Source organism: Tamlana crocina (assembly GCA_040429635.1).
In the GTDB taxonomy this organism is placed as follows: Bacteria; Bacteroidota; Bacteroidia; order Flavobacteriales; family Flavobacteriaceae; genus Flavisericum; species Flavisericum crocinum.
Map to the genome: position 1 here is coordinate 3032218 of CP158972.1, position 24427 is coordinate 3056644.

Annotated in this window: 19 protein-coding genes; 6 read left to right on the forward strand and 13 right to left on the reverse strand. The window is 38.9% G+C overall.

What is annotated here, in order from left to right:
- Positions 1 to 58: 58 nt before the first annotated feature.
- Both ABI125_13295 and bshC read right to left on the reverse strand, forming a co-directional pair.
- A complete protein-coding gene (locus tag ABI125_13295; protein ID XCF05688.1) occupies positions 59 to 1429 on the reverse strand; it encodes an aminotransferase class V-fold PLP-dependent enzyme in 1371 nt (456 codons plus the stop codon).
- A 2-nt stretch (positions 1430 to 1431) separates the two neighbouring features.
- A complete protein-coding gene (gene bshC / locus ABI125_13300; protein XCF05689.1) occupies positions 1432 to 3048 on the reverse strand; it encodes a bacillithiol biosynthesis cysteine-adding enzyme BshC in 1617 nt (538 codons plus the stop codon).
- Positions 3049 to 3302: 254 nt separating this feature from the next.
- On the opposite strand from bshC, the gene ABI125_13305 reads away from it, so the two are divergent.
- Positions 3303 to 4517 (forward strand): carboxypeptidase-like regulatory domain-containing protein, encoded by a 1215-nt coding sequence (locus ABI125_13305; protein ID XCF05690.1) that lies wholly within the window; start codon positions 3303 to 3305, stop codon positions 4515 to 4517.
- 35 nt (positions 4518 to 4552) lie between these two features.
- Positions 4553 to 5347: a TerC family protein gene (locus ABI125_13310; protein ID XCF05691.1), complete on the forward strand. Its 795-nt coding sequence runs from the start codon at positions 4553 to 4555 to the stop codon at positions 5345 to 5347.
- On the opposite strand, the gene ABI125_13315 is transcribed toward ABI125_13310, so the two are convergent.
- From ABI125_13315 to ychF, 5 genes are all read right to left on the reverse strand, one after another.
- Positions 5344 to 8013, reverse strand: coding sequence for a DNA gyrase/topoisomerase IV subunit A (locus ABI125_13315; protein ID XCF05692.1), 2670 nt, complete (start codon positions 8011 to 8013; stop codon positions 5344 to 5346). The two genes, ABI125_13310 and ABI125_13315, sit on opposite strands and share 4 nt — an antisense overlap.
- A 159-nt stretch (positions 8014 to 8172) precedes the next feature.
- Positions 8173 to 10026: a DNA topoisomerase IV subunit B gene (locus ABI125_13320; protein XCF05693.1), complete on the reverse strand. Its 1854-nt coding sequence runs from the start codon at positions 10024 to 10026 to the stop codon at positions 8173 to 8175.
- Positions 10027 to 10144: 118 nt separating this feature from the next.
- Positions 10145 to 11050, reverse strand: coding sequence for a DMT family transporter (locus ABI125_13325; protein XCF05694.1), 906 nt, complete (start codon positions 11048 to 11050; stop codon positions 10145 to 10147).
- A 61-nt stretch (positions 11051 to 11111) separates the two neighbouring features.
- Positions 11112 to 11600, reverse strand: a complete 489-nt coding sequence (locus ABI125_13330) for an SRPBCC family protein (protein ID XCF05695.1) — start codon at positions 11598 to 11600, stop codon at positions 11112 to 11114.
- A gap of 139 nt (positions 11601 to 11739) precedes the next feature.
- The gene (ychF, locus tag ABI125_13335; GenBank protein ID XCF05696.1) at positions 11740 to 12834 is read right to left on the reverse strand and encodes a redox-regulated ATPase YchF; all 1095 of its coding nucleotides are present in this window, start codon (positions 12832 to 12834) and stop codon (positions 11740 to 11742) included.
- A 252-nt stretch (positions 12835 to 13086) separates the two neighbouring features.
- Here ychF and ABI125_13340 point away from each other — a divergent pair, with 252 nt between their 5' ends.
- Both ABI125_13340 and ABI125_13345 read left to right on the forward strand, forming a co-directional pair.
- Positions 13087 to 14556 (forward strand): carboxypeptidase-like regulatory domain-containing protein, encoded by a 1470-nt coding sequence (locus ABI125_13340; GenBank protein XCF05697.1) that lies wholly within the window; start codon positions 13087 to 13089, stop codon positions 14554 to 14556.
- 72 nt (positions 14557 to 14628) lie between these two features.
- Positions 14629 to 16185, forward strand: a complete 1557-nt coding sequence (locus ABI125_13345; protein XCF05698.1) for a hypothetical protein — start codon at positions 14629 to 14631, stop codon at positions 16183 to 16185.
- A gap of 105 nt (positions 16186 to 16290) precedes the next feature.
- Here ABI125_13345 and ABI125_13350 read toward each other — a convergent pair whose 3' ends face one another.
- The 6 genes from ABI125_13350 to ABI125_13375 all read right to left on the reverse strand — a co-directional run bounded on the left by ABI125_13350 (position 16291) and on the right by ABI125_13375 (position 22142).
- Complete coding sequence (locus ABI125_13350; GenBank protein ID XCF05699.1) at positions 16291 to 17283, reverse strand: Gfo/Idh/MocA family oxidoreductase; 993 nt, start codon at positions 17281 to 17283, stop codon at positions 16291 to 16293.
- A 323-nt stretch (positions 17284 to 17606) separates the two neighbouring features.
- Positions 17607 to 19505 carry a caspase family protein gene (locus ABI125_13355; GenBank protein ID XCF05700.1) on the reverse strand — a complete coding sequence of 633 codons (1899 nt, stop codon included), beginning with the start codon at positions 19503 to 19505 and terminating at the stop codon, positions 17607 to 17609.
- Position 19506: 1 nt separating this feature from the next.
- Positions 19507 to 19881: a hypothetical protein gene (locus ABI125_13360; GenBank protein XCF05701.1), complete on the reverse strand. Its 375-nt coding sequence runs from the start codon at positions 19879 to 19881 to the stop codon at positions 19507 to 19509.
- A gap of 109 nt (positions 19882 to 19990) precedes the next feature.
- Positions 19991 to 20602 carry a thiamine diphosphokinase gene (locus tag ABI125_13365; GenBank protein ID XCF05702.1) on the reverse strand — a complete coding sequence of 204 codons (612 nt, stop codon included), beginning with the start codon at positions 20600 to 20602 and terminating at the stop codon, positions 19991 to 19993.
- A gap of 62 nt (positions 20603 to 20664) precedes the next feature.
- Positions 20665 to 21507, reverse strand: a complete 843-nt coding sequence (locus ABI125_13370) for a hypothetical protein (protein XCF05703.1) — start codon at positions 21505 to 21507, stop codon at positions 20665 to 20667.
- 281 nt (positions 21508 to 21788) lie between these two features.
- Positions 21789 to 22142, reverse strand: a complete 354-nt coding sequence (locus ABI125_13375; protein XCF05704.1) for a 4Fe-4S dicluster domain-containing protein — start codon at positions 22140 to 22142, stop codon at positions 21789 to 21791.
- Between the two features lie 69 nt (positions 22143 to 22211).
- On the opposite strand from ABI125_13375, the gene ABI125_13380 reads away from it, so the two are divergent.
- Both ABI125_13380 and serC read left to right on the forward strand, forming a co-directional pair.
- Positions 22212 to 23273 (forward strand): acyl-CoA reductase, encoded by a 1062-nt coding sequence (locus ABI125_13380; GenBank protein XCF05705.1) that lies wholly within the window; start codon positions 22212 to 22214, stop codon positions 23271 to 23273.
- Between the two features lie 73 nt (positions 23274 to 23346).
- On the forward strand, positions 23347 to 24411 hold the full coding sequence (serC, locus tag ABI125_13385; protein ID XCF05706.1) for a 3-phosphoserine/phosphohydroxythreonine transaminase: 1065 nt from the start codon (positions 23347 to 23349) through the stop codon (positions 24409 to 24411).
- Positions 24412 to 24427 lie beyond the last annotated feature (16 nt).

Genomic DNA, 24427 nt, shown 5'->3' on the forward strand with positions numbered 1-24427 from the left:
AAAAATAACGATTGATTTTATATTGAAAAATTATAGCCTTATGTTTTTTGAACAAATTCTACTCCATCGAATCTAAAATCATTTGGATATCCTTTTCGGTGGTATCGGGATTGATAAAACAGAACCGCGACACGGTTTCGAAGGTATCTCCATTTTTCCATTTTGTTGGAGTTACTAACGCAAATCCCGATTTATGGTTTTCGTAAGTCCAGTGTTTATAGTCCTCTGGTTGCCAACCAATCCTCCTAAAAAGCACACAGGATAGGCTCGGTTCTCTTACCAACTCAACATTGGGATTCTCTTCAATCATTTTTCCTGCAATTTGTGCCAACTCCAATCCGCGCTCTACGGCAACTTTATAACTATCGGTACCGTGGGTAGCCAACGAAAACCAAAGTGGCAATCCTCTAACCCGGCGCGTTAACTGTATTTGATAATCTGTTGGATTGAAACCGTGCGCCCCTTCGTCCTTAAAGATATCCAAATACGAGCCTTGTTGCGAATGGGCTTCCTTGGCCAATTCTGGTTTTTTGTAAATTACGGCTCCGCAATCGTAAGGCGAGAACATCCATTTATGCGGATCGATGGTAATGCTGTCGGCCCGTTCAATGCCATTGAACAAATGCCTTGCCGAATCGGCCACCAAAGCCCCACCTCCATAGGCAGCATCAACATGAAACCATAGCTTCTCTGTTTCGCAAACCTCAGCAACGCCTTCTAAATCGTCAATAATTCCGGCATTGGTCGTTCCGCCGGTGGCCACCACCGCAAATAAACGCTTTCGTTGGTGAAAGGTCAGTCCGTCTATCGTTTTTCTTAAATCATCTCCGGTAAGTTTTTCTTCGGTATCTACCAATAAAATATCCACATCGGCCACCTTCGCCATCGCTTTTATGGACGAATGCGCACCAATGGAAGTAATTATCAAACCTTTTTCGCGCTTATAAGTATCATCACATCGCCAAAATTCGCGGGCCGTAACAATAGCCGACAAGTTTGCGGCCGTTCCGCCACTGGTAAACACGCCAAAAGCGCCGTTGGGCAATCCGGTTAGTGACACCATCCAGCGCATGGCCTCATTTTCACAAAAAATACCGCCCGCACCTTCCATCCAGTATGCGCCGTGAATGCTCGATGCCGAAGTCACCAAATCGAACATTATTGCTGCTCGGGTGGGCGATGCTGGCACAAAGGCCAAATTTCGTGGGTGATCTACAGGCACATTGGCTTTCGACAAATATTTACGCCATAACTTAAAGGCATACTCGCCGCCAATCCCCTCGGGCGTTACGGTTTCGCCGACCAATGCTTTTAGCTCTTCTTCCTTTTTGGGTTTACCAATAGGATGTTCAACGGCCGAAATTCTATTGATGGCATATTTCATCACATCCAAGGTCATTTCAACCAAGTCAATATCTATTTTGTGCATAACTATAAAGTGAGAATTGAAAATTCGCCTTTTAGCGGCTCTAAACTTTCAATTAAATTTGGAATTAAACGCGCGCCATATTCCAAATAAAATTCTGAGAAATTGGCGTTGCGCTCTTGTAAACTTTTGTTCGGGAATAATTCGTTCTGAATATCGGTCATTCGTAAAACCTCATCAGAAAGTTTTCGTTTTTGGGCTTTCAGCAGCCGCTTTTCAAGATGCTCCAGTCCTTTTATCTGTTTTGTTTCCTGTGCACTTACCGCCCCCAAAAACGATTTATCGGTTTTTGTGGCCAATTGGTACAGTGCTTCAAACTGTTGTTTTAAGTGTTCTTTTTGGTTTGAAAAATCGATATCAATATTCGAAATGTCACGTACCTTTTTATTTATGAACGAATCCCGCTTCAGAAAAATGTCTTCAGAAGAAATATCTAATTTTTGAAGCTTTTTGAGTTGATTTTCAGACTGAATCAACACCGAATTCCTCAACAACAGCATCGGAAACGGTACATTTACCTGTTCAAAAAACTGCTTTAATTGAAACCAGTATGCCAGCTCGCCACCGCCACCAATGTAGCAGAGGTTTGGCAAAATCACTTCTTGGTACAGCGGGCGCATAATTACATTTGGCGAAAAACGCTCAGGCACCTCATTGAGGTGTTTTAGCATCTCACTCTTGCTCCAAGAAAGGTCTGTATTTAAAACTTTATAAACTCCATCCGGATAGCTGTCGGAATCTAAAACAATGCGCTCACGTAAATTTTCAGTTAGGTAAAACAGATTGATTTCGCGAGGGTTCACCTGAATTTTATAATTTTCGGGAAGTTGATTAATCTGTGCATTAGTTTCTGTTACCTGTTTAAAAGAGGTCTGTTCGAACAATTCCTGCTCAATAAACGGCACAAACTGCTTTTTTAAATCGGCATCATTTCCATCAACAATTACCAATCCGTAGTCCTTGAACAGCTCGTTGGCCAAATATCGGGTGGCGTCGGTTAAATTATCGTGTTTTAAATAGGCTTCATTAAAAAGGCGCTTTAAAAATTCGGCATTTTTACTCGGTCCCAAATCTTGCGAAAACAAATTAAAAACCGCCTCTAAACCTTCGGTAGAAAGTTCGCCCACAGCGCCGCTGGCATTTTTATTCCAATGGATTTTTTTTCCATTAAAATTGAAATAATTAATTTCTTCAAAATCGTGGTCTTCTGTTGCCATCCAATACACGGGCACAAAATTGAAATCGGGATAGGCTTTCTTCAATTCGCAGGAAAGGTTTATGGCCGAAACAATTTTATAGAGAAAATAAAGTGGCCCCGTAAATAAGTTAAGTTGATGCCCCGTAGTAATCGTAAAAGTACCCGAAGACTTTAAGGTTTCAATATTTTGAAGCGTTTTTTCTGAAGCCTCAACCGAACTGTACTGTTTTTTTAAAGCGGAAACCAAAATTGCTCTCGATTCAGCTGTAAAAAATCGCTCCTTTTCTTCAATTTGATTTTTAAAATTTCCCAGTTTCGGAAACCTGTTATAAAATGGCTTCAACTGTGGGTTTTCATCTAGATAATCACAGATTAGCGGAGAAAAATAGCCTGTTTTACGAAACGTTATTGAATTGTGCTGCATGCTTCGGTTTAAAATCGTGTAAATATAAGGCTATTCTACTTTTTGAAATCTAAAAATAACGTTAAGAGTTCAACCCGACAGTTTTTAATGTCTCCATAAAAGCGCACCCCATAACACCATTAATCAACTGAACATCAGAAACCTATTGCAAAAATGTGATTTTTTTAGTATCTTAAGATATTATTTCACCGAAAACAATTGCCATGCGATACTCCATTTTTTTTCGATTTATCTGGACCTTAGCATTATTTTTAATGTTTAGCGGAACTGCTTTTACCCAAACCGAAGACAACTTTAAAGCCATTCAAGGCAAAGTTGTTGATGCCGATACTAACGCCCCTTTAACTTTTACCGATATTGTTATTGACGAAACGAATATTAGCACAGTAACGAACGGACAGGGTGAATTCTTATTAAAAATTCCAGAAGCTTATTTAGATGGTTTTATAAAAGTTTCACATTTGGGTTACGAAAAAATGACCGTGAGCATATCATACCTCGAGGACAACGAAAAAATAAAACTCACCCCCGTCCCTACAAAACTTAATGAAGTAAGCCTAATTGCCTTGCCAAACCAAGATGCCCGCGAGTTAGTTATTAATACCTTAAAAAAGAAAAGCTCGATTTACAACAATAACAATACGCTAATGACTGCATTTTATCGGGAAACGATAAAAAAGCGTCGTAAAAATGCCTCACTTTCGGAAGCTGTGGTAAAAATACATAAACAACCTTACAACAATTTTAGAAACGACCACATTGAATTGATTAAGGCCAGAAAAAAAACCGACTACTCGAAACTAGACACCATTGCCCTTAAATTGCAAGGCGGACCGTTTAGCAACCTTTACACCGACATTATTAAATATCCAGAGTATATTTTTACTGAAGAAAGTTTGCCCTTGTATCAATTTAGTTTTGACCACCCCACAACCGTAAACAACGACCTTGTATATGTTGTTGATTTCAAACAGAAAAAACATATTCCAACTCCGCTTTATTACGGGAAGCTATATATTGATGCCAAAACCTTGGCCCTAACCAGTGCCGTTTACAGTTTAAATGTTTCCAATAAAGACCTATCCAGCCAAATGTTTGTGCGTAAAAAACCAAGAAAAGTTGACGTACAGCCCAAAGAAGCAAACTACAGAGTAAATTACCGCACCCAAAATGGCAAATGGCATTACGCCTACAGTAATATATCGCTTACGTTTAAAGTTAACTGGAAGGGTAAATTATTCAACAGCACATATACCCTTAGCAGTGAAATGGCCATAACCGATTGGGAAATAAAAGACCCCGCGCTGGCCAGAAACAAAAGTACGCTTTTAAGACCGTCAACCATTTTAACCGAAAAGGCATCTGGCTTTTCCGACCCTAGATTTTGGGGCGAATACAATATAATTGAGCCCGAAAAATCTATTGAATCGGCCATAAAAAAAATACAGCGACAATTAAAGCGCACCTAAATATTTACTACATTTATCAATAAACTTTTTGAATTTTGATAGATTTTTTCCTGAGCAGTGACGCTATAATGGCCTTGCTAACCCTTACGTTTTTAGAAATTATTTTAGGGATTGACAATATTGTTTTCATCTCTATTATCGCAAATAAATTACCAGAGCATCAACAATCGAAAGCCACAAAAATCGGATTGATCTTAGCCATGGTACAACGTGTTGTGCTTTTATTTTTTGTTAGCTTTTTAGTGAGTTTAAAAGAACCGTTTTATACCATAAATTCTTCTTGGTTACAAATAGCCATAAGCTGGCAGGCAGTGATATTATTTGTTGGCGGACTGTTTTTAATCTACAAGAGCACCTCTGAAATCCATGAAAAAGTAGAGCACCCAAAACACGATCAAAACCAACTTAACGAGAAAAAACTAAATAGCCTTTCGCAAGGCTTGGTTCAAATATTGATAATCGATTTTATCTTTTCAATCGATTCGATTTTAACCGCCGTAGGAATGACCAATGGGCTACACCCCAACAACAACTACACTTTGGTTTTAATGATAATTGCAGTAGTAATCTCTATTATTATCATGATTGCGTTTGCCAACCCCATTCGAGAATTCATAAAAAAACATCCGAGTATGCAAATATTGGGCTTGGCGTTTTTAATATTAATAGGTTTTATGCTGATAACAGAAGCAGCTCATCTTTCGCATACGAAATTGTTTGGAAACGAGGTGGGCGCCATACCAAAAGGCTATCTTTACTTTGCTATTGCGTTTTCGTTGTTTATTGAATTCCTGAATTTTAGAATCAATAAAAACGCAAAAAAAATCTAAAACAGCGAGGTTTGCCCTTCACTATCCATATCAAAATCATCATTTCCGTTTTCTTTATCGGAATTGGAAGATTCTTGACTTTCATTGGCTGAAACCTTGGAAGACACATCGGTTTCATCAACCACTTCCAGGTCATCGGCGTGTACTTCTTCAGGGGCTTCGTATGGCAACGGATCCAACAAATTAATTTGGTTCACTTTATCTTTGGTAAGTTGATTACCCAAAGCTGAAATCCCTTTAATAGCGATAAATTCTTCCAAGTTGATTTCTAAATTATCCTTTCTGTCTTTTCCGCGTTCTTTGGCAAAAACCACTTCGGCCATCGGTTTCCAATCGGTCGAAACAATTTCCAATTGCGAATTGGGGTGATCTGAAATAAAGGATTCTTCCTTACCTTCCTGCTCGATTAAAAAACGCTTAACGTAGTAAAGTTCTTTTTCCCCATTGTAATAGATGGCCGAAATAGGCTTTTTTGGAACCCATTTTTCCATAACAATCATATCGTCATCAAAATGCATCGTCACTTCGGGAGTAACCGTTTTTACCATTCCGGTTTGATCAATAATCAACAGCTTGTCTTCGCCCCTAAATTCGCCAATCAGTTCGCCGCGTCCATCTAAATTCAAACGCTGAACGGTGTCATCAAACCAAATTTTTCGAGGTTTTAAAGTAGAAATCCCTTTCTCCTTCAACTCGACGCGCTTTACGGCATATTTGGTCACCACATTTCCTTTTGAGGCACGCCCTTTTATTAAAATATCGGCAAAATCGATATCCCATTTCAACTTTTTAATGCTGCCCGCTTGGCGCAACAATATGGTAACCACTTCGGCCTCACCATTGGGGTTTGCAGAAAAATACAAGGTTACAGAACCTTTGTTTCCGTTGGTTAAATCATATTCCCTATCGCGGGTAATGCTGGTAACAGCAAAGCGTTTTATGTATGATGGCCCTTTTTTTCCATCGCGGTAAATCATGTTATAAATGGTGCGCTTGTCTTTCTTTTTGAAGACCGCCACGTGGATGATGTCTTTCCCCACAAAGGTTTTGGAATCCACTTTGGTTACCATCATTTTACCTTCTCTGGTAAACACGATAATATCGTCAATATCGCTACAATCGCACACGTATTCATCACGGCGCAATGACGTGCCAATAAAACCTTCATCCCTATTTACATAAAGCTTGGTGTTTCTGATGACTACTTTTGTAGCATCAACATCATCAAAAATTCGGATTTCTGTTTTGCGTTCGCGCCCCTCGCCATAGTCTTTTTTCAATCGCTTAAAATAGGCAATGGCATAATCGATTAAGTGTGCCAAATGATGCTTTACTTGGGCAATCTCTTCCTCTAAAGCATCAATTTTTTGTTGGGCTTTATCTATATCGAATTTTGAAATTCGTTTGATTCGAATTTCCGTTAACCGAACAATATCTTCTTCCGTTATGGCCCGTTTTAAATGTTTGATATGAGGCTGAAGTCCTTTGTCGATGGCTTGAATGACGCCTTCCCAAGTTTCTTCCTCTTCAATATCGCGGTATATTCGGTTTTCTATAAAAATACGTTCCAACGAAGCGAAATGCCACTGTTCTTCAAGTTCGCCCAATTTAATCTCGAGCTCCTGCTTTAAAAGCTGAACCGTGTTATCGGTACTTCTTCGAAGCATTTCTGAAACCCCGATAAAAAGCGGTTTATTGTCTTCAATAACGCAACCCAAGGGCGAAATGGAACTTTCGCAATTGGTAAAGGCATACAGCGCGTCGATGGTTTTGTCGGGCGACAAACCAGAAGGCAAATGCACCAATATTTCTACTTCGGCAGCTGTATTATCCTCAATTTTCTTAATCTTGATTTTGCCTTTATCGTTAGCTTTTAAAATAGAATCGATTAACGAGGATGTGGTAGTACCAAAGGGCAGTTCGGTAATAGCCAAAGTGGTTTTGTCCACCTGCGAAATACGGGCACGAACACGTACCTTCCCGCCTCTTAAACCGTCATTATAATTGGAAAAATCGGCAATTCCAGCCGTTGGAAAATCGGGCAATATTGTAAATCGTTTGCCTTGTAAATGCTTTATGGAAGCCTCGATAAGCTCCATAAAATTGTGCGGCAATATTTTGGTGGAAAGCCCAACGGCAATTCCCTCGCCACCTTGGGCCAATAGCAACGGAAACTTTACCGGTAAATTGATGGGCTCTTTACGGCGGCCGTCATAACTGGCCTGCCATTCGGTAATTTTGGGACTGTAAACCACTTCTAAAGCAAATTTTGACAAACGTGCTTCGATGTAACGGGATGCCGCTGCACTGTCGCCCGTTAAGATGTTTCCCCAGTTCCCTTGGGTATCGATCAATAAATCTTTCTGACCGATTTGCACCATAGCATCGGCAATACTGGCATCGCCGTGCGGATGGTACTGCATGGTATGCCCCACAATGTTGGCTACTTTGTTGTAGCGCCCATCGTCGAGGTCTTTCATAGAATGCATAATACGACGCTGAACGGGTTTAAAACCGTCTTCAATTGCGGGCACGGCCCGTTCTAAAATAACGTACGAGGCATAATCCAAAAACCAATCTTTATACATGCCCGTAACACGGGTTATGGTTTCTTGGGGCTCTCCGTCGTTTTTAATTAAATCGTCGTCGTTTTCTTCTTCTATCATTAAAAGCTATTCTTGATTTTTAGGCTTTCCGTTTAACGTTACCTTACCTACTCTTTGCAACCTATGCACTTGCTCGCTACTGGTGTGCTTTCTCAAGTATTCATAAGATCGCTTTTTAACATTTTTATTGTACAACATAACTGTTTAATTTTATTTAGTTTATTCTTCTATTACATCCATTTCCACCTTCAAATTGTCGATGATAAACTCCTGTCTTGTTGGCGTATTTTTGCCCATGTAAAACGACAACAGCTCATCGATGGACATGCCCTCGTCCAACATTACGGGATCCAATCGCATATCGTCCCCAATAAAATGTTTGAACTCGTCGGGCGAAATTTCCCCAAGTCCTTTAAATCGTGTTATTTCAGGCTTTGGTTTTAGTTTGTTAATCGCATTAACACGCTCTTCCTCTGTGTAGCAATAAATGGTTTCCTTTTTATTTCGAACACGGAACAATGGCGTTTGTAAAATATATAAATGCCCTTCTTTGATTACCTCTGGAAAAAACTGAAGGAAGAACGTAATGAGCAACAACCGGATATGCATACCATCAACATCGGCATCGGTGGCGATAACCACGTTGTTGTAACGCAAATCTTCGAGTGATTCCTCAATATTTAAAGCCGCTTGAAGCAGGTTGAATTCTTCGTTTTCGTAAACAATTTTCTTTGTAAGCCCATAACAATTCAAAGGTTTTCCTTTTAAACTGAATACGGCTTGCGTATTGACATCGCGCGATTTGGTGATACTTCCCGAAGCCGAATCTCCCTCGGTAATAAACAGAGTAGTTTCTAAGTTTCGGTCGTTTTTGGTATCGCCAAAATGCACACGGCAATCACGTAATTTTTTGTTGTGCAGGCTGGCTTTTTTGGCACGGTCTCTTGCTAATTTTCGGATGCCCGAAAGCTCCTTTCGTTCACGTTCTGCCTGCAAAATTTTACGTTGAATTTTTTCGGCCGTATCTGCATTTTTGTGCAGATAATTATCGAGTTGGGTCTTAACAAAATCGTTAATGTACGTTCGAACCGTTGGGTAATCACCACCCATATCGGTAGAACCAAGCTTTGTTTTGGTCTGACTCTCGAAAACAGGCTCCATCACTTTTATGGAAATGGCCGCTACAACCGATTTCCTAACATCGGAAGCATCGTAATTCTTTCCGTAAAACTCCCGAATGGTTTTTACCAAAGCTTCACGGAAGGCATTTAAATGCGTCCCTCCTTGAGTGGTATTTTGTCCGTTAACAAACGAATGGTACTCTTCGCTATACTGGGTTTTATTGTGGGTTAATGCCACTTCAATATCGTCGCCACGTAAATGAATGATAGGATACAGCAAATCGGATTCATTGATATTTTCGTTCAACAAATCCTTTAATCCGTTTTCACTGAAATACTTTTCACCGTTAAAAACAATGGTCAACCCCGGGTTGAGGTACACATAGTTTTTAAGCATTTTCACCACATATTCACTTCTGAATTTGTAGTTTTTAAAAATGGTGCCATCGGGAACGAAGGACACTTTAGTTCCTTTTCTTCGGGAAGTATCGTCAAGGCTTTCTTCATTCGTGAGGTTACCCTGCTCGAATTCCGCGGAAGCTGATTTTCCGTCACGCGTCGATTCCACCCTAAAATAAGTTGAAAGGGCATTAACTGCCTTGGTACCTACCCCATTCAATCCCACCGATTTTTTGAAGGCCTTGGAGTCGTATTTTCCGCCAGTGTTCATTTTCGAAACCACATCGACCACCTTCCCCAGCGGAATGCCTCGTCCGTAATCGCGAACAATCACTTTATTCCCCTGGATGGAAATTTCGATGGTCTTTCCGGCGCCCATTACAAATTCATCGATGGAGTTATCCAGAACCTCTTTCAGTAGGATATAAATACCATCGTCTGGCGAGCTTCCATCGCCCAATTTACCGATATACATACCGGGGCGCATTCTAATATGCTCCTTCCAGTCTAACGAACGTATATTGTCTTCGGTATAATTGGTTTCTTCCGCCATAAATCTATTTAAGTGAATTTTCGTGAGGGGTTGCTAATATAACATAACCATTTAAAAAATGAAAAAGCCCCAACACAAAATAATTAACAATATAACAGGATTTGTTGAGAAACCAAATTTAAGCCAGCGACTTCTTTTTTATGGACACCAACCATATCCCCACAATAACCCAAAAAGCACCAAGCCACTGCATGGGCGTTAAATGTTCATTCAAAAAAATGGACGCCAAAACAATGGTTGAAATGGGCCCGATACCCGAAATAACGGCGAAATTTGAGGAATTGATTCGGTTGATGGCTTCTGACACCAAATACGACGGAATTACCGTTGCAAAAATGGCTATTAAAAATCCGAGCAAATAGACTTGCCAGCTTAAATTTAAAATATTTGTTTTTGAAAATATGCCGTAGTGAATGAATACGCAAACACAGGAAACCAACATAGCATACGATGTAAACCTTACCACACCAAACTTCGGGATCAACCATCCGCTACCCAATAAATAAGTGGCATACGTAATAGCACAAAGCAAAATTAAAACCCCACCGATAAAGGCCTCTTTTCCGGTAGCGGCTGCTTCTCCCCAAAAGGCCAAAATAATACCCAAATAGCTCAATGCAATAGCGATAATCTGAATTTTTGTGATAGGCTTTTTCAAAAAGATTTTATTGAATACCAAAACCATTGTGGGATACAAAAACAGGATGATACGCTCTAAGCTTGCCGATATATATTCCAAACCAACAAAATCGAAATAACTGGACAAATAGTAACCCAAAAAACCGAAAAACAACATCCAAGCGTAATCCTTTCCTAAAACACTTACTTCACTTTTCTTTCTGCTGTAAACAATGGCAATGGCCAAATAAAACGGAAACGAAAACAACATACGCAATAGCAAAACACTCAGCGCATCCACATTATATTTGTAGGCCAATTTGACCATAACCGCTTTTGAAGAAAATAGCACGATACCCAAAATGCCGAGCAATATGCCGTAAACGAATGATTTTTTTGATTTCATTCAACTAAAATAAAAACGGCACAAATAAACAAGCAATATAAGTCGTAGCGTTTTACGACGTTCAGCTAAGTACTAGCTTTGCTCCTATTTGGTTTTTAGCTATGGCTTCGGCTTTTTCCTTTAAAAAACGATTTCGTCTTTTCAACAAACTGAACATATAACGTTTTAAAAACAACACATTTGCCAACTTCCCAAGTGCTCCGTAAGGCGCTTTGAAGTCAAATATATCGGTCATTACGGTTTTTCCATTTTCTTCCCTGAACCTATGCTCATGCTTAAACGACTTAAAGGCGCCGAACACCATTTCGTCTACAAAATAATAGGGCGCATCAAATTCAGTTATCTTTGAAGTTAAATGCTGTACTACCCCAAAGTGTTTCGCCTCCCAGCTTACCCATTCGCCTTGACTTATTAAGCCAGATATTTTTCCCGCTATAGCTTTTTCTTCGGAAAACCTTAATGATTCTTGATGGATATCAATATTTCTGGCTACATCAAAACATGTTTTGATATCTGCATTGATTTCGGTTTCAATGGTTAGGGTTGGCATAGTTTCCTGCTTTTTAATTAAATACCGTTACCAAGAAATGAACTTACATCTTAAATCAGCAACCACATAAAACAAGCTCCACAAAGAAACTAAAATTAAAATAAAAACCTACAAAAATTAATTTATAATTCCCTGTTTTTTAAACATTAAATAAGAAATGCATCACGTCACCATCTTTTACAATGTAGTTTTTTCCCTCAACGCGCATTTTACCAGCTTCTTTCACCTTGGCTTCACTTCCAAAGTTAACGTAATCGTCGTAACCAATCACTTCTGCACGGATGAATCCTTTTTCAAAATCGGTGTGAATGACGCCGGCCGCTTGTGGTGCAGTAGCTCCAATGCCAACCGTCCATGCGCGCACCTCTTTTACACCTGCGGTAAAGTAAGTTTGTTGGCTCAATAGCTTATAGGCACCACGGATTAATTTTGCTGAACCTGGCTCGTCCAATCCAATATCCTGCAAAAACATTTGGCGCTCTTCGTAGTCGTCCAACTCATTAATATCGGCTTCCGTTCCAACGGCCAAAACCAAAACCTCGGCTTTTTCGTCTTTTACGGCTTCCTTTACTTTTTCAACAAACGCATTTCCTGAAACCGCCGAACCTTCGTCCACATTACAAACATACATTACAGGCTTATCGGTAATAAACTGGTTGGGTTTTACGTAATCGGCATAATCATCTTCAGAAAACTCCAAGGCTCTAACCGAAGTTCCCGATTCCAAACCCGCTTTAATTTTCAACAATACAGCCTCTTCAGCTTGGGCTTCTTTATTCCCTGTTTTTGCGGCACGCTTAACTTTGTCCAGCTTTTTTTCAGCAGTTTCCAAATCCTTAAGCTGTAATTCCATATCGATGGTTTCTTTGTCACGAATGGGGTTTACGCTACCATCAACATGCACAATATTATCATTTTCAAAACAACGTAACACATGCAGGATTGCATCGGTTTCGCGGATATTTGCCAAAAACTGGTTGCCCAAACCTTCGCCTTTACTGGCGCCCTTTACCAATCCGGCAATATCGACAATCTCGACAGTTGCGGGAATAACGCGATCTGGTTTCACCAACGATTCCAATTTTTCCAATCTTGGATCAGGCACGTTTACCACACCAATATTGGGTTCGATGGTACAAAACGGAAAGTTGGCACTTTGCGCTTTGGCGTTAGACAAACAATTAAACAACGTTGATTTTCCTACGTTTGGCAATCCTACAATACCTGCTTTCATAAGCCTTTCCCTAACCCTTTCCAAAGGAAAGGGAACAAATTCGGGTAAATTAAATTATACATTAAACTTCTCCATCACACATCCTTCCTTTTGGGATGGAAAGAGAATGGACTTTTGCGAGTGCAAATGTAGTCAATAAAATAGAATTCCGAAGTTTAAAAAGAAGGGTGCGCTTCAAAAAATTCTGTAACATTATCCATCTTCAATCGTTTGATAGTTAGAAAAGCCCAAAACGGGCATGGATTAAATTTTATGGCAAAAAAAGCGATTTTGATTATGGCCTTTGGGCTATTTGGTTTTTTGGGGTTTACACAGTCGATTACCGCCAGAATCATCACTAAAAACAACGGAGAGCCGATTCCTTATGCTTCCGTTAAAACGGGTGAGCACAGCGGCGTTATTTCTAACGACGAAGGTTATTTCACCATTCAAAACCAAAATGCCCCCATCACCATTTCGTGCATGGGCTACCAAAACAGAACGCTTTCGGTACAACAAATACAAGAATCCAATTTCACGATCGAATTGGCCGATGCCGTTAACCAACTTAGCGAAGTATTGATCAGCAATAAAATACCGAATGCCGATTCGATTATAGCCGAAGTGAGGCGCAACATCAGCAAAAACTACGATTACGACCTTAACCGTTACCCTATTTTCAGAAGGAATTCTGAACAGACCAACTTTGAAAACTTGGATTTTGAAATTGAAAAGGCATCACACATCAGTAAAACAAATATTGAAAAATTGAATGCGAATCTGCATGCCCTCTCCCAAAAAATCCGCGAAAGCGATATGGTGCATTTTACCGATATTAAGGGCGAACTCGCCACGTTTAATTTAGACAGCAGCAAACTTTCGGTGCAAAAAGCTACAAAATTACTGGATTACAAAAACGACCTCTCGATTGAAGATATCCAACAAAAGGCCCAAAATTTGGTTTTAACCTATCTGGATACCACCAAAACCTACAAACTTAAAACGGGGATTTTTAAAATTGAGGATTCGTTGTCACTGACGGACGAGGAATTCAAAGAAAATAACAAAAATAAATTTGAAGTGAAACACCTCAATAACGATACTCGCCATTTATTGAGGCATGCGCAGTTTTTCGAAAACTCCTTTTTAAGCAAAATTACCGATAGCAATCTTTACGAATTTACTTTTGAAGATATTACCCAGAGCAACAACGAACCTACTTATATTATACAATTTGAGCCGCGACGCGGAAAAAGTAAATATGCGGGCAAAATTTATGTGAGCCACTCCACTTATGCCATAACCCGTTTGGACTACGGCTTTTATAAAAACAGACACGGCAGCAAACTGAACCTCAAACTGCTTTTGGGCGTTAAATATATTGCCAATGTTGACGAAGGCACTCTACTTTTTGAAAAAAATGACCAAAACATCTACCACCCTAAATACACCAAACAAACCACCGGTAGCTATTTTTATGTGAGCCGCGATTTAAAACTTATTGAAAACAGCACTGTTAAACATAAAATAGGATTGACTTTTAAAATTGAAGGTCGAAACACCATTAAAAAAGAAATGCTGTTTTCCCAAAATAGTAAACTCAGCCAGAGCGAATTTGCTAACATCGAACAAACCAAAAAAGGCAAATACCAAATTTTAAGCAAGTTCGATAAAACCCTTTGGGAAAGCGAAGACACTTTGGAACCTCTGGCAGAAATGAAGGCTTTTGAGGTAAATGACTAACCTAAATAGGTAGTCAAACAAAAACTCTATTTTTTTCCTACATTTACCTCAATAACTTTTTACAACACTTTTATGAGAAAGCCTATACTCGCCTTAATTCTATTGTTTTTTGTACAATTAAACCATGCGCAACGGGATATTTCGGTTGAATTTGGAAGCGTATTTAAAAATGATAAGCGCGAAATCCCTATAGATATTATTGGCAAAGACGAAAACGGTTATTACCTACTTTATTCCGAAGGGAAGTATGGACAAGGCGACGATATGTATTTAAGGCAATTCAACCTAGATTTAACACCTTCTGGAAAGGAAATCAATTTAAAGGACGATACCTACGAAGGTAAATTTAATTCATTGGGGCTTGTAAAAATTAAGGACAACATAACCCACGTTTTTTGCCTGCTTACGGATGAAGGCAAAACATTCTATTACCAGAATACCGATTTAAAAACGTTTTCGTTAGGCCCAAAACAGTTAATCACCACCATTGAAAACGACACCAAAAGTGCCAGGAACTCGTTAAGCCGATTTATGATCAGCGAAGATGAAAACACCATTTTTCTGTTTTACACCATCCCGAATAAAAACAAAGAAACGGCAAAAATCAGGGTTCAAACATTCGATTCCAGTTTTAATGAAAAATCTATTTCGTCATACGAACTCCCATTTAAAAACGACGTGCTTTCATTCCGAAGGATATTTATAAACAATAAAAATGAGCTTTTCTTTCTTTGTAAAAAGTATGATTCCTATAAAATATTAGCCGACGGAAACAACAAACGATACGAATACCTTCTTTACAAAGTAGAACCCGAAAAGCTTAACCTACTTTCTACCGTAAGGTCGCCCGAAGTTCACTTAAGAAATCTTAATATTACGCTAATAAACGACAACGAATTAATTTTATCTGGGCTAACTTCAAAAAAGAACATATACGCCATGACAGGGGTTTTCAGTTCTAAAATTAACTTGAATACAGGTGAAAAAATTTACTCTAAGCACACCCCACTTTCGGCTGAGTTTTTTGCGCAATTACTTGAAGATGGCAAGCAAAAAAACAAAGCCATTGAAAAATATAACGACGGAAAAAGGGAAAATCAAAATTATGTTCTCCAACAAACCCTTAAACTCGATAATGATGAAGTACTCGTTTTAGCCGAACAAGTTTGGTCTTATACTTATAATTATGCCACAACCTACTACCACCATAATATTGCCGCCATTAAACTAGACGCCAATGGCGACCTGATTTGGGCTAAAAAAATTGGAAAAAGAAACGACAAACCCAATGTACCCATTTACAGTTCGTATTTTCCAATATGCAAAAACAACCATTTATTTTTGTTGTACAATTGCAGCGAAAAGAACCTAAACCACAAAAGTGGCCATTTAGCCAATTATTTTACAGATTTTGACCGCGCGTTTATTGCCACAGATTTAAACCTCAATACAGGCGATTATATTAGAAAACCATTAATTAGAAATTTTCAACTGGAAGATATTACCATTAGACCCTTACTGTATAATTGGATGAGCGATGACACCTTACTTATGTTTGGTCAAGATATAGATAACCTGAAAAATCAACGTTTTGTTAAAATAAAGTTTAACCCTGAAGGCATGGAATGAACTATTGTGAAGTTTGGAAGCTGGAAGCAAGAAGTTTGTCATGCCGAGCGCAGTCGAAGCATCTCTTTTTTGAAATTTGGAATTTAGCCCTTTGGAATTTGAAAATCAAAACTGGCTATTATAAATTTCCAAGATCATTTCGGTGGCATTTCTAGCCGATTCGCCCGAAATTAAGCAATCACCACCATTCTGTATCGCAGCAATAAAATCGTTTAAAATAATTTCATGGTTGGTAGTGTCTGCTACGGCCGCTGTGGCGGCTCCGGTGTGTGTGTTTTCATATGGAGTTTGCGCTGTTGGGTTTTCAACACCTTCAATATCCCAATGGGTAATCACATCGTTTTCTAAAATCAAATAGCCTTTACTAGTGTAAATTTCTATTTTCGCAGGAAAACCGGGTTTTGTGGCTGTTGATGCGGTAATTGTTCCAATCATTCCAGAATCGTGAAGGCAAATAGCCGCACCGTGGTCTTCCACTTCAATATCGTGTACAAAAGTCCCTAATTGACTTACCAGTTTTTTGGGTTTCCCAAAGAACCAATAATACAAATCGATGTAATGTGAAGCCTGCTGAATAAAAGGACCTCCGCCATCAATGCCGTAGGTACCCCGATATGGCGACGAATTATAATAAGCATCATCACGATAGTTTTTTACAGAAAGATCTACTGAAAAAATGCGCCCCAATTCACCGGAATCAATCATTTTTTTCACAATGGGATTGTCTGAACTGTAGCGCCGTTGGTACGCTACACCCAATTTCACATCGTTTTTTTTACTAGCTTCAATCATTTTATCGATAGCCTCCAAAGTAATATCGATGGGCTTTTCGCAAAGCACGTGTTTTCCTTTGTTGGCTGCTTCAACAGCACTAATATGATGCAGTCCGTTTGGCGTACAAATTATAACCGCATCAAAATCAACCGATATTTCCGAAATACTTTTAAAAAAAGGCAAGTGACTTAAAGCTTTTGGTTTTTCAGACTTTCGAGAAACCACTGCCACAACTTCTGCATTTGAAATATTATTGACTGCGGAAAGATATGTGGAAGCAATATTGCCACTGCCCACAATGACGAATTTGATGGTTTTAGTCATGTTTTAACTTTATTTGAAAACTATCGGGTTGGTGCGCTAGTTACCACTAAGATATGAAGTTTATTTTACAACAATTACCCGCCTAAAATTCATTTTCATTAATTTAATTAAGAACCCCCGTTCTCAATCATAAAATTGCCCGTCACCCAGAATTGTCACACTGAGCGTAGTCGAAGTGTTGTTTCTGTGTCTCATTACAAAATGGTAATCTACAAACAATATGAGATGCTGAATTGAGTTCAGCATGACGAAAACTAGGTATTATCAAAACAGACAATCAAATTTAATTTCAGAGACCCAAATACTTTCAAAAAAACAACAAACTAATTTCCCGTTTTTTGCAGCGTCCATCGCCGTCCCAATAGATCTGTACCGGAAATGTTACCATTGGGATCCATTTGAAGGCTTACACTTCCACTATCCGGAACAGTACCACTAAAGAGGGAAACCATAACATTATAAGACAATAATTTGTTGTACGGATTGTAGCCCCAAGTGCCACTTATTTGCGAGAAACCATCAGCACTTTGTTGCGTTCCACTCAGGGCTCCCCCAACGTTGAAATAAAGATTTAAATAAGATATTTGCTGGCCGAATTGATAAATATAAATATTCCAAGCCCCGGGCATATAAATATTGTTTTGCGGGGGCGGTGGGTTTTCCGGAGGTTGCGTATTTGAGTTTGTATTTTGATTGGGCGGATTATTAATATGCGTTGTGAAATTAGGTTCGACGGCGAGTTTTTTATTTTTGATTAACCCATAAATCTGTTCCGCCATTTTCCAAGTCTGTCCGGCTCCAAACCAGCTAAACACATAGAAATACATCATTTTATTAACCCCATCATAACTCCCAGAAACCCCCATGTAATTATAGGTATAACCGGGGTTGATGTCCTGCGGATAATAATCTAAAACATCAATATCTTTAATAGTAATTTTAACGTCGCCAACAAATTCAATTCGATCTGAAAACACTTCAATCACACCAGATTGCTCAGAATTATCCACCACTGCTTTCGCTTGGTTGATGTGTCGCATTTTCACATCCTTAAAAACCAATAGCTTTGTTGAACGCACAGAGGAATCTTCACCCAAAACGTGTTGTTCCTGTTTTTGGGGTTCGGCAGACTTTTTATTCTCCGGCTTTACAATTAGTGGTTCTAATTTTTCCACCGTTACCCTAATGGTTTTAGAGCCTCCGCCGCTTTTATCCTTTACCCTAATGCTCCCGCGGTTCATCCCTGCTTTCGGTGTTAATTTGAGCTTTATATAGGTATCATGGGCTTCAATAGCTATCCAATCGCAGTCGCATGTGGCCTCCCAATCCAATTCTCCGCTGCCTTCATTAAAAACATCTATAATTTCATCGAGCAATTTTTCATTGGCTTTAACCGCTAAATGGTCTATCCGTTGCTCCGATACGTTAAGCTTTGGTTTCCCACTGCCCAAATTCAGGGTTTTGTTTTCAACTTTTTCCGGTTTCAACGGACTTTGAACCAAAACTTTTCGTTTACACAGCGGAAGATCCCCCGAGGTATCGCCAAACTTCCGTTGCGGACGTTGTTTGGTTTCCTTGTAAATTCTTGGAAAAATATATTCGTAAACCTCATTAACGCTAACGTACCCATCTTGATTTTGGTCAATCCCTTCACTTAAAAGCGCTTCGTGGAGGTATTTTGTAAACGGACTTGGCCCATCGGGATTATCGGTATCGGTGGTCAATTCTTCGGAAGTTGAACTTGTAATCACAAAACGGCCTTCGCCTTGTAACGACTGGGGTAAATCGCCACCTTTAAATCCGCCGCTGTGGCAGCAGTCGAATATTAAAATATGTTTTCTGGTTTGACAGGATTCCAAAAGCATGTTTAATGCATTATCAGAAATTGTTGTAGAAATCAGGGAATCTTTTTTTGAGTTTTTAGCGCACAAATACAGCCGGCTCATTCTGTCCTGTAATCCATGTCCGCTATAATAAAATAAGGATTGGTCGGTATATTTTAAGTTTTTGAAAAACTGCTCTAAGGTTGATAAAATTTCACCCGATGTGGCATTTAAAAGCGTTGTAATATTTTTTTCCTCAAACAAACCCTTTTCGGGATTGCAAAGGGCTTCTTTTAAAATTTTTATGTCGTTTGCAGGCCCATTAAGCTTAGGTAATCCGTGGGGATCCTCTGGGAATTCATTGTTAGCAATGAGTATCGCTTTATAGGTCGCATCCATATCATGATGTTTTATCTATAGCCTTCTGGAGAAATTGCTTTAAGGTATTTTTATCGATACCATTAGCATCGGCGGTAATCGACACCGTCTTTCCGTCAATATTTGCAGACAATTCGATTTTTGTGGAACGATCTCTAGCCAGCCAAGCTTTAATAATATCAACTATACCGGTGACTACTGCCGGCCCGATGGTAACTATTAAGGTTTCTAGCCCACCTTTCATACCTTCCACGGGGTCTATTCTTTTCTCCACCTTTGTTGCCCGGCCCTGCAAATCGCTAACCAACAAGTTTTTTTGTTGTGCCCATCTAGGGTCATTTTTATCAAAAAAATCGGAAGTTGGATTAAAAATCACTTCTACCTGCTTATTTTCCATAATTGCTGTATTTAGGCTCTATTCCAAAATTACAGAAATTATTTAGATCTTCGGTTTTATATTCTTGTTTTTTTTTTAGCATACCCTTATGTTTTTCAATAAGTTAAACCTACTTGCATTCGTTCACAAACACAAACAAAAAACCGCTGTTAAACCGAATGGCTACGTGGTTTGCAATAGCACGGTTACGCTCACCAATTTTTTCTCCAAAAATTAGGGTTGAGTTGGTTAAGGGGTATTTTAATCCCTGAGTGGTAATGCCTTTAGCTTCGGGAAACGGAATTAAGGACACGGTTTTACCCATACTGTTTTTTATTTCGGTGGTGTTTTCGGCTAAAAAGTAATAGCCGTAATTATCAAAAAAAATAAGGTTCAAATCATTTCGCCAAACCATAGCGATGTGCAGGTTGCTTAAAAAGTGATCCTGCTCCTTCCCGCTGGCACCATACACATGGATGCTTTTATACCCTCTTTCAAAAAGAATCTTCAAAATCTTTTCAAAATCTGTATAATTTTGGTCTGGGGTTTCAATCACCTCAATGCTTTTTGGAAGCTCTTCCAACGAATCGAAATCTCCGCTTATAAAATCGGGAACAACTGCCTTTTCCATTAAAAACCGATAAGCCCCATCGGTAGCGCACACCAAATCGTAGCTTGACAAATCGGGAAGCGTTTCGGGGCGTTCGCCATCAATTAAAAGAAATACCTTAGTTTGGTTCATTATGCTAAAATAAAAAATCCCAAGCTAAAAAGCTCGGGATTTAGTTTTAAACCTTTTTCTCGCTAATTTGAATGTTCTACAAACACCTTGGCCCCTTCGTGTTTTATAATACAACCATCTTCAGAAATAGTTGTAATCTTTCCATAAATACTGGATTCAAAACCCGAAGTAAACTTATGCTCGATTACTTCAATTTCCATACTTATATCTAAGGAAGTTCCTGCCGGGATGTTAACCGGTGGAGCGGGAAAAGTAACAGCTTTTGAGCCTTCAGTGGAAACATAAGTAAAGTGCGCATATTCAACAGAAAATGTTGCCCCGGCAGTAACCGTAAAAACTGTTGTTACAATTTTGCCCGAATCATGAGGCACTCCGGTTAATATTTCATTCTTGGTCACACTAAAATTTTGAGTGCTTGGCACGAAAAAATAGTGAACGGATTGATTGTCAACTTCATTCGATTCATCAACTGTATTGAGCGTATCAATGGTGATGGTCTCCTTATACATGCCACATCCCAACGGGCCAATTGGACCAAAGGAAATGGAATCTTGTGCCGAACTTGCCAGTTGTGGCCCACTAATGGTTTCTTCATAAATAGTTGTGTTGGGTATGGTATCGAAACCATAATTGCCAACAATAGCCTGAAACACCATAGGTTGAATTCTATCTCTAATCACATAGGAAGCATTCACATCGGCATTACCATTATTCACTAAATTTCTTTGTACTATAAATGATTGCGGTGAAACAATATTTACCGAATCATTTATGCCCAATTGCTCAACCATGATTTTATCGAGTTGCGGACTATATGTTTTTTCGCCTAGCCCTACCAAATTGGGCTTACAGGAAAACAAATAAAAAAGAATAAAACACGAGAATAGAAGACAGAGATTTTTCATGATGTTAAAGTTTTAATAGCGATAAAAACAACCCTAGCCTAAGTTGCTATTAAATTTAAGCATAAAAAACTAAAAATCAAACAATTAAACCAATTACATTTCCGTTTTTCGCAAGCTCAATTCGTAAAAAATCTGCAAATCGATGAATAATAGAACGCTCAAAACCTAATTTTAGAAGATACAGATTTTAATTTTAGGGCGGAGCTCACTATAGGCGAAAAAAAATCCCGAGTCAAAAAGACTCAGGATTTAATTTTGTATCACTAATTATAAATTTTCGACTATCCGTCTGGGTGCATAAACTTTTGCTTGGCCAAAAGTTCTTCTTCTGTTTCCTCATTATCCTCATCAGGCACACAACAATCTACCGGACATACGGCAGCACATTGTGGCTCATCATGGAAACCTTTACATTCGGTACACTTATCGGGCACGATGTAGTAAATCTCGTCACTAATTGGCTCTTGAGCCTCATCGGCATCCACTTCGGTACCGTTGGTCAATACCACGCTGCCTTCTAAGCTTGTTCCGTCTTTGTAGCGCCAATCGTCAGCGCCTTCATATATTGCTGTGTTTGGGCACTCGGGTTCGCAAGCACCACAATTTATACATTCGTCTGTTATAATAATTGCCATAGCGTTTTTTTCTTTCTAACTTTGCAGTCGCAAAAATAAAGCCAAAACCATTCATAACCAAATTTAAGGATGCAATTACAGGAAAGAATTACCGCATTTGTAAAATTAGGAGATTTTTTAAGGCAATTTTCTACCCATATCATCGAAAAAAATAATGATGTGGAACACAACGACATTTTTTTCGACGGCTTTAAGCACCAACTGAAACTAGCCGAAGAACACAACGGCTGGTTTACTCCAGAAAATATGCGATTCGCCATTAACGGATGGGCCGAATCCCTAACCGAAAAAAACTTAACTAACTGGTTAAAACTTTATGATTTTGGTAAGGTTGAACCCAAAACCATAGCCATCATCATGGCTGGAAATATCCCCCTGGTGGGCTTTCATGATTTTTTGTCAGTTTTAATTAGTGGACACAAGGTTTTGGTAAAACAATCTTCCAACGACAAACATTTATTGCCTTTTTTGGCTAAGTATTTGGAATTTGTCGATCCACAATTCAAAGGAAAAATAAATTTCACCGAAAATAGAGTTGAAAATTTCGATGCCGTAATTGCCACCGGAAGTAACAACACCGCCCGGTATTTTGAATATTATTTCAAGGGCAAGCCGTCCATTATTCGAAATAACCGAAATTCAGTAGCTGTTTTAACAGGAAATGAAACTTCCGAAGACCTAAAAAACCTTTCCGAAGACATTTTTAGATACTACGGTTTAGGCTGCCGAAACGTTTCAAAACTATTTGTGCCCAAAGGTTACAAATTCGATGCCTTTTTCGAATCTATTTACCATTGGCACCCCATTGTTGAAAAAGCCAAATATGCCAATAATTACGACTACAACAAAGCGGTGTATTTAATGAGCGAATTCGACATGCTTGAAAACGGCTTTTTTATGATCAAAGAAGACCAAAGCTACGCCTCGCCCATTGCCACTTTGTTTTACGAATATTACGACAATACCGAGCAATTGAAGGAAAAACTAAACCAAGACGAAAACCTAATTCAATGCATTGTTTCTAACGGGTTTACGGAAAACGAAATTGCTTTTGGATCCACCCAAAAACCTAAACTTTGGGATTATGCGGATAGTGTCGATTCCGTTGAATTTTTATTATCAATTTCCTAAAAAAAATATTGATTTTATACTATATAATCCCTAATTAATTAGCAACTTTGCATCTCAATTTTTTATAACAAACATGAAAAAACATAACTTTAGCGCAGGACCAAGTATTTTACCACAGGAAGTATTGCTTAAAGCTTCTGAAGCGGTAGTTGATTATAACAATTCTGGTTTATCTTTAATTGAAATATCCCACAGAAGTAAAGATTTTGTGGATATTATGGAAAACGCCAGAGCTTTGGTTTTAGAGCTGCTAGGTTTAGAGGGCAAAGGCTACAAGGCTTTGTTTTTACAAGGTGGTGCCAGCACACAATTTTTAATGGTGGCACTTAACCTTTTGGAAAAAAGAGCCGGTTATTTAAACTCTGGTTCTTGGGCAGCAAAAGCTATTAAGGAAGCTAAAATCTACGACGATGTTTACGAAGTAGGTTCTTCTAAAGATGCCAACTACAACTACATCCCTAAAGGTTACGAAATCCCTGAAGATTACGATTATTTCCACTGTACCTCAAACAACACCATTTTTGGTACGCAAATGAAGAGTTTCCCTAAAACCAACATCCCAATGGTTTGCGATATGAGTAGCGATATTTTCTCTCGTACTTTAGACTTTTCTCAATTCGGATTGATCTATGCCGGAGCTCAAAAAAATATGGGGCCAGCAGGAACAACTTTAGTAGTGGTTAAAGAAGATATTTTAGGAAAAGTATCCCGTAAAATCCCATCGATGATGGATTACCAAGTGCACATCGACAAAGGCAGTATGTTCAATACACCTCCTGTTTTCCCAATCTATACTTCAATGTTAACGCTAGAGTGGTTGAAAAACAAAGGCGGTATTGCAGCTATCGAAAAAGAAAACGAAAAGAAAGCTAGCTTGATGTATTCTGAAATCGATTTGAACCCACTATTTAAAGGGTTTGCTGTTAAGGAAGACCGTTCTTTTATGAACGCAACCTTCAACCTGACTAACGATAATTTAAAAGACACTTTTGAAACCATGCTTAAAGAAGCTGGAATTAGCGGTGTCAACGGTCACAGAAGTGTTGGTGGTTACCGCGCCTCTATGTACAACGCCATGCCTATCGAGAGCGTAAAAGTTTTGGTTGAGGTGATGAGCGAATTGGAAAGCAAAGCATAAACTAGTTTGCAGTAAT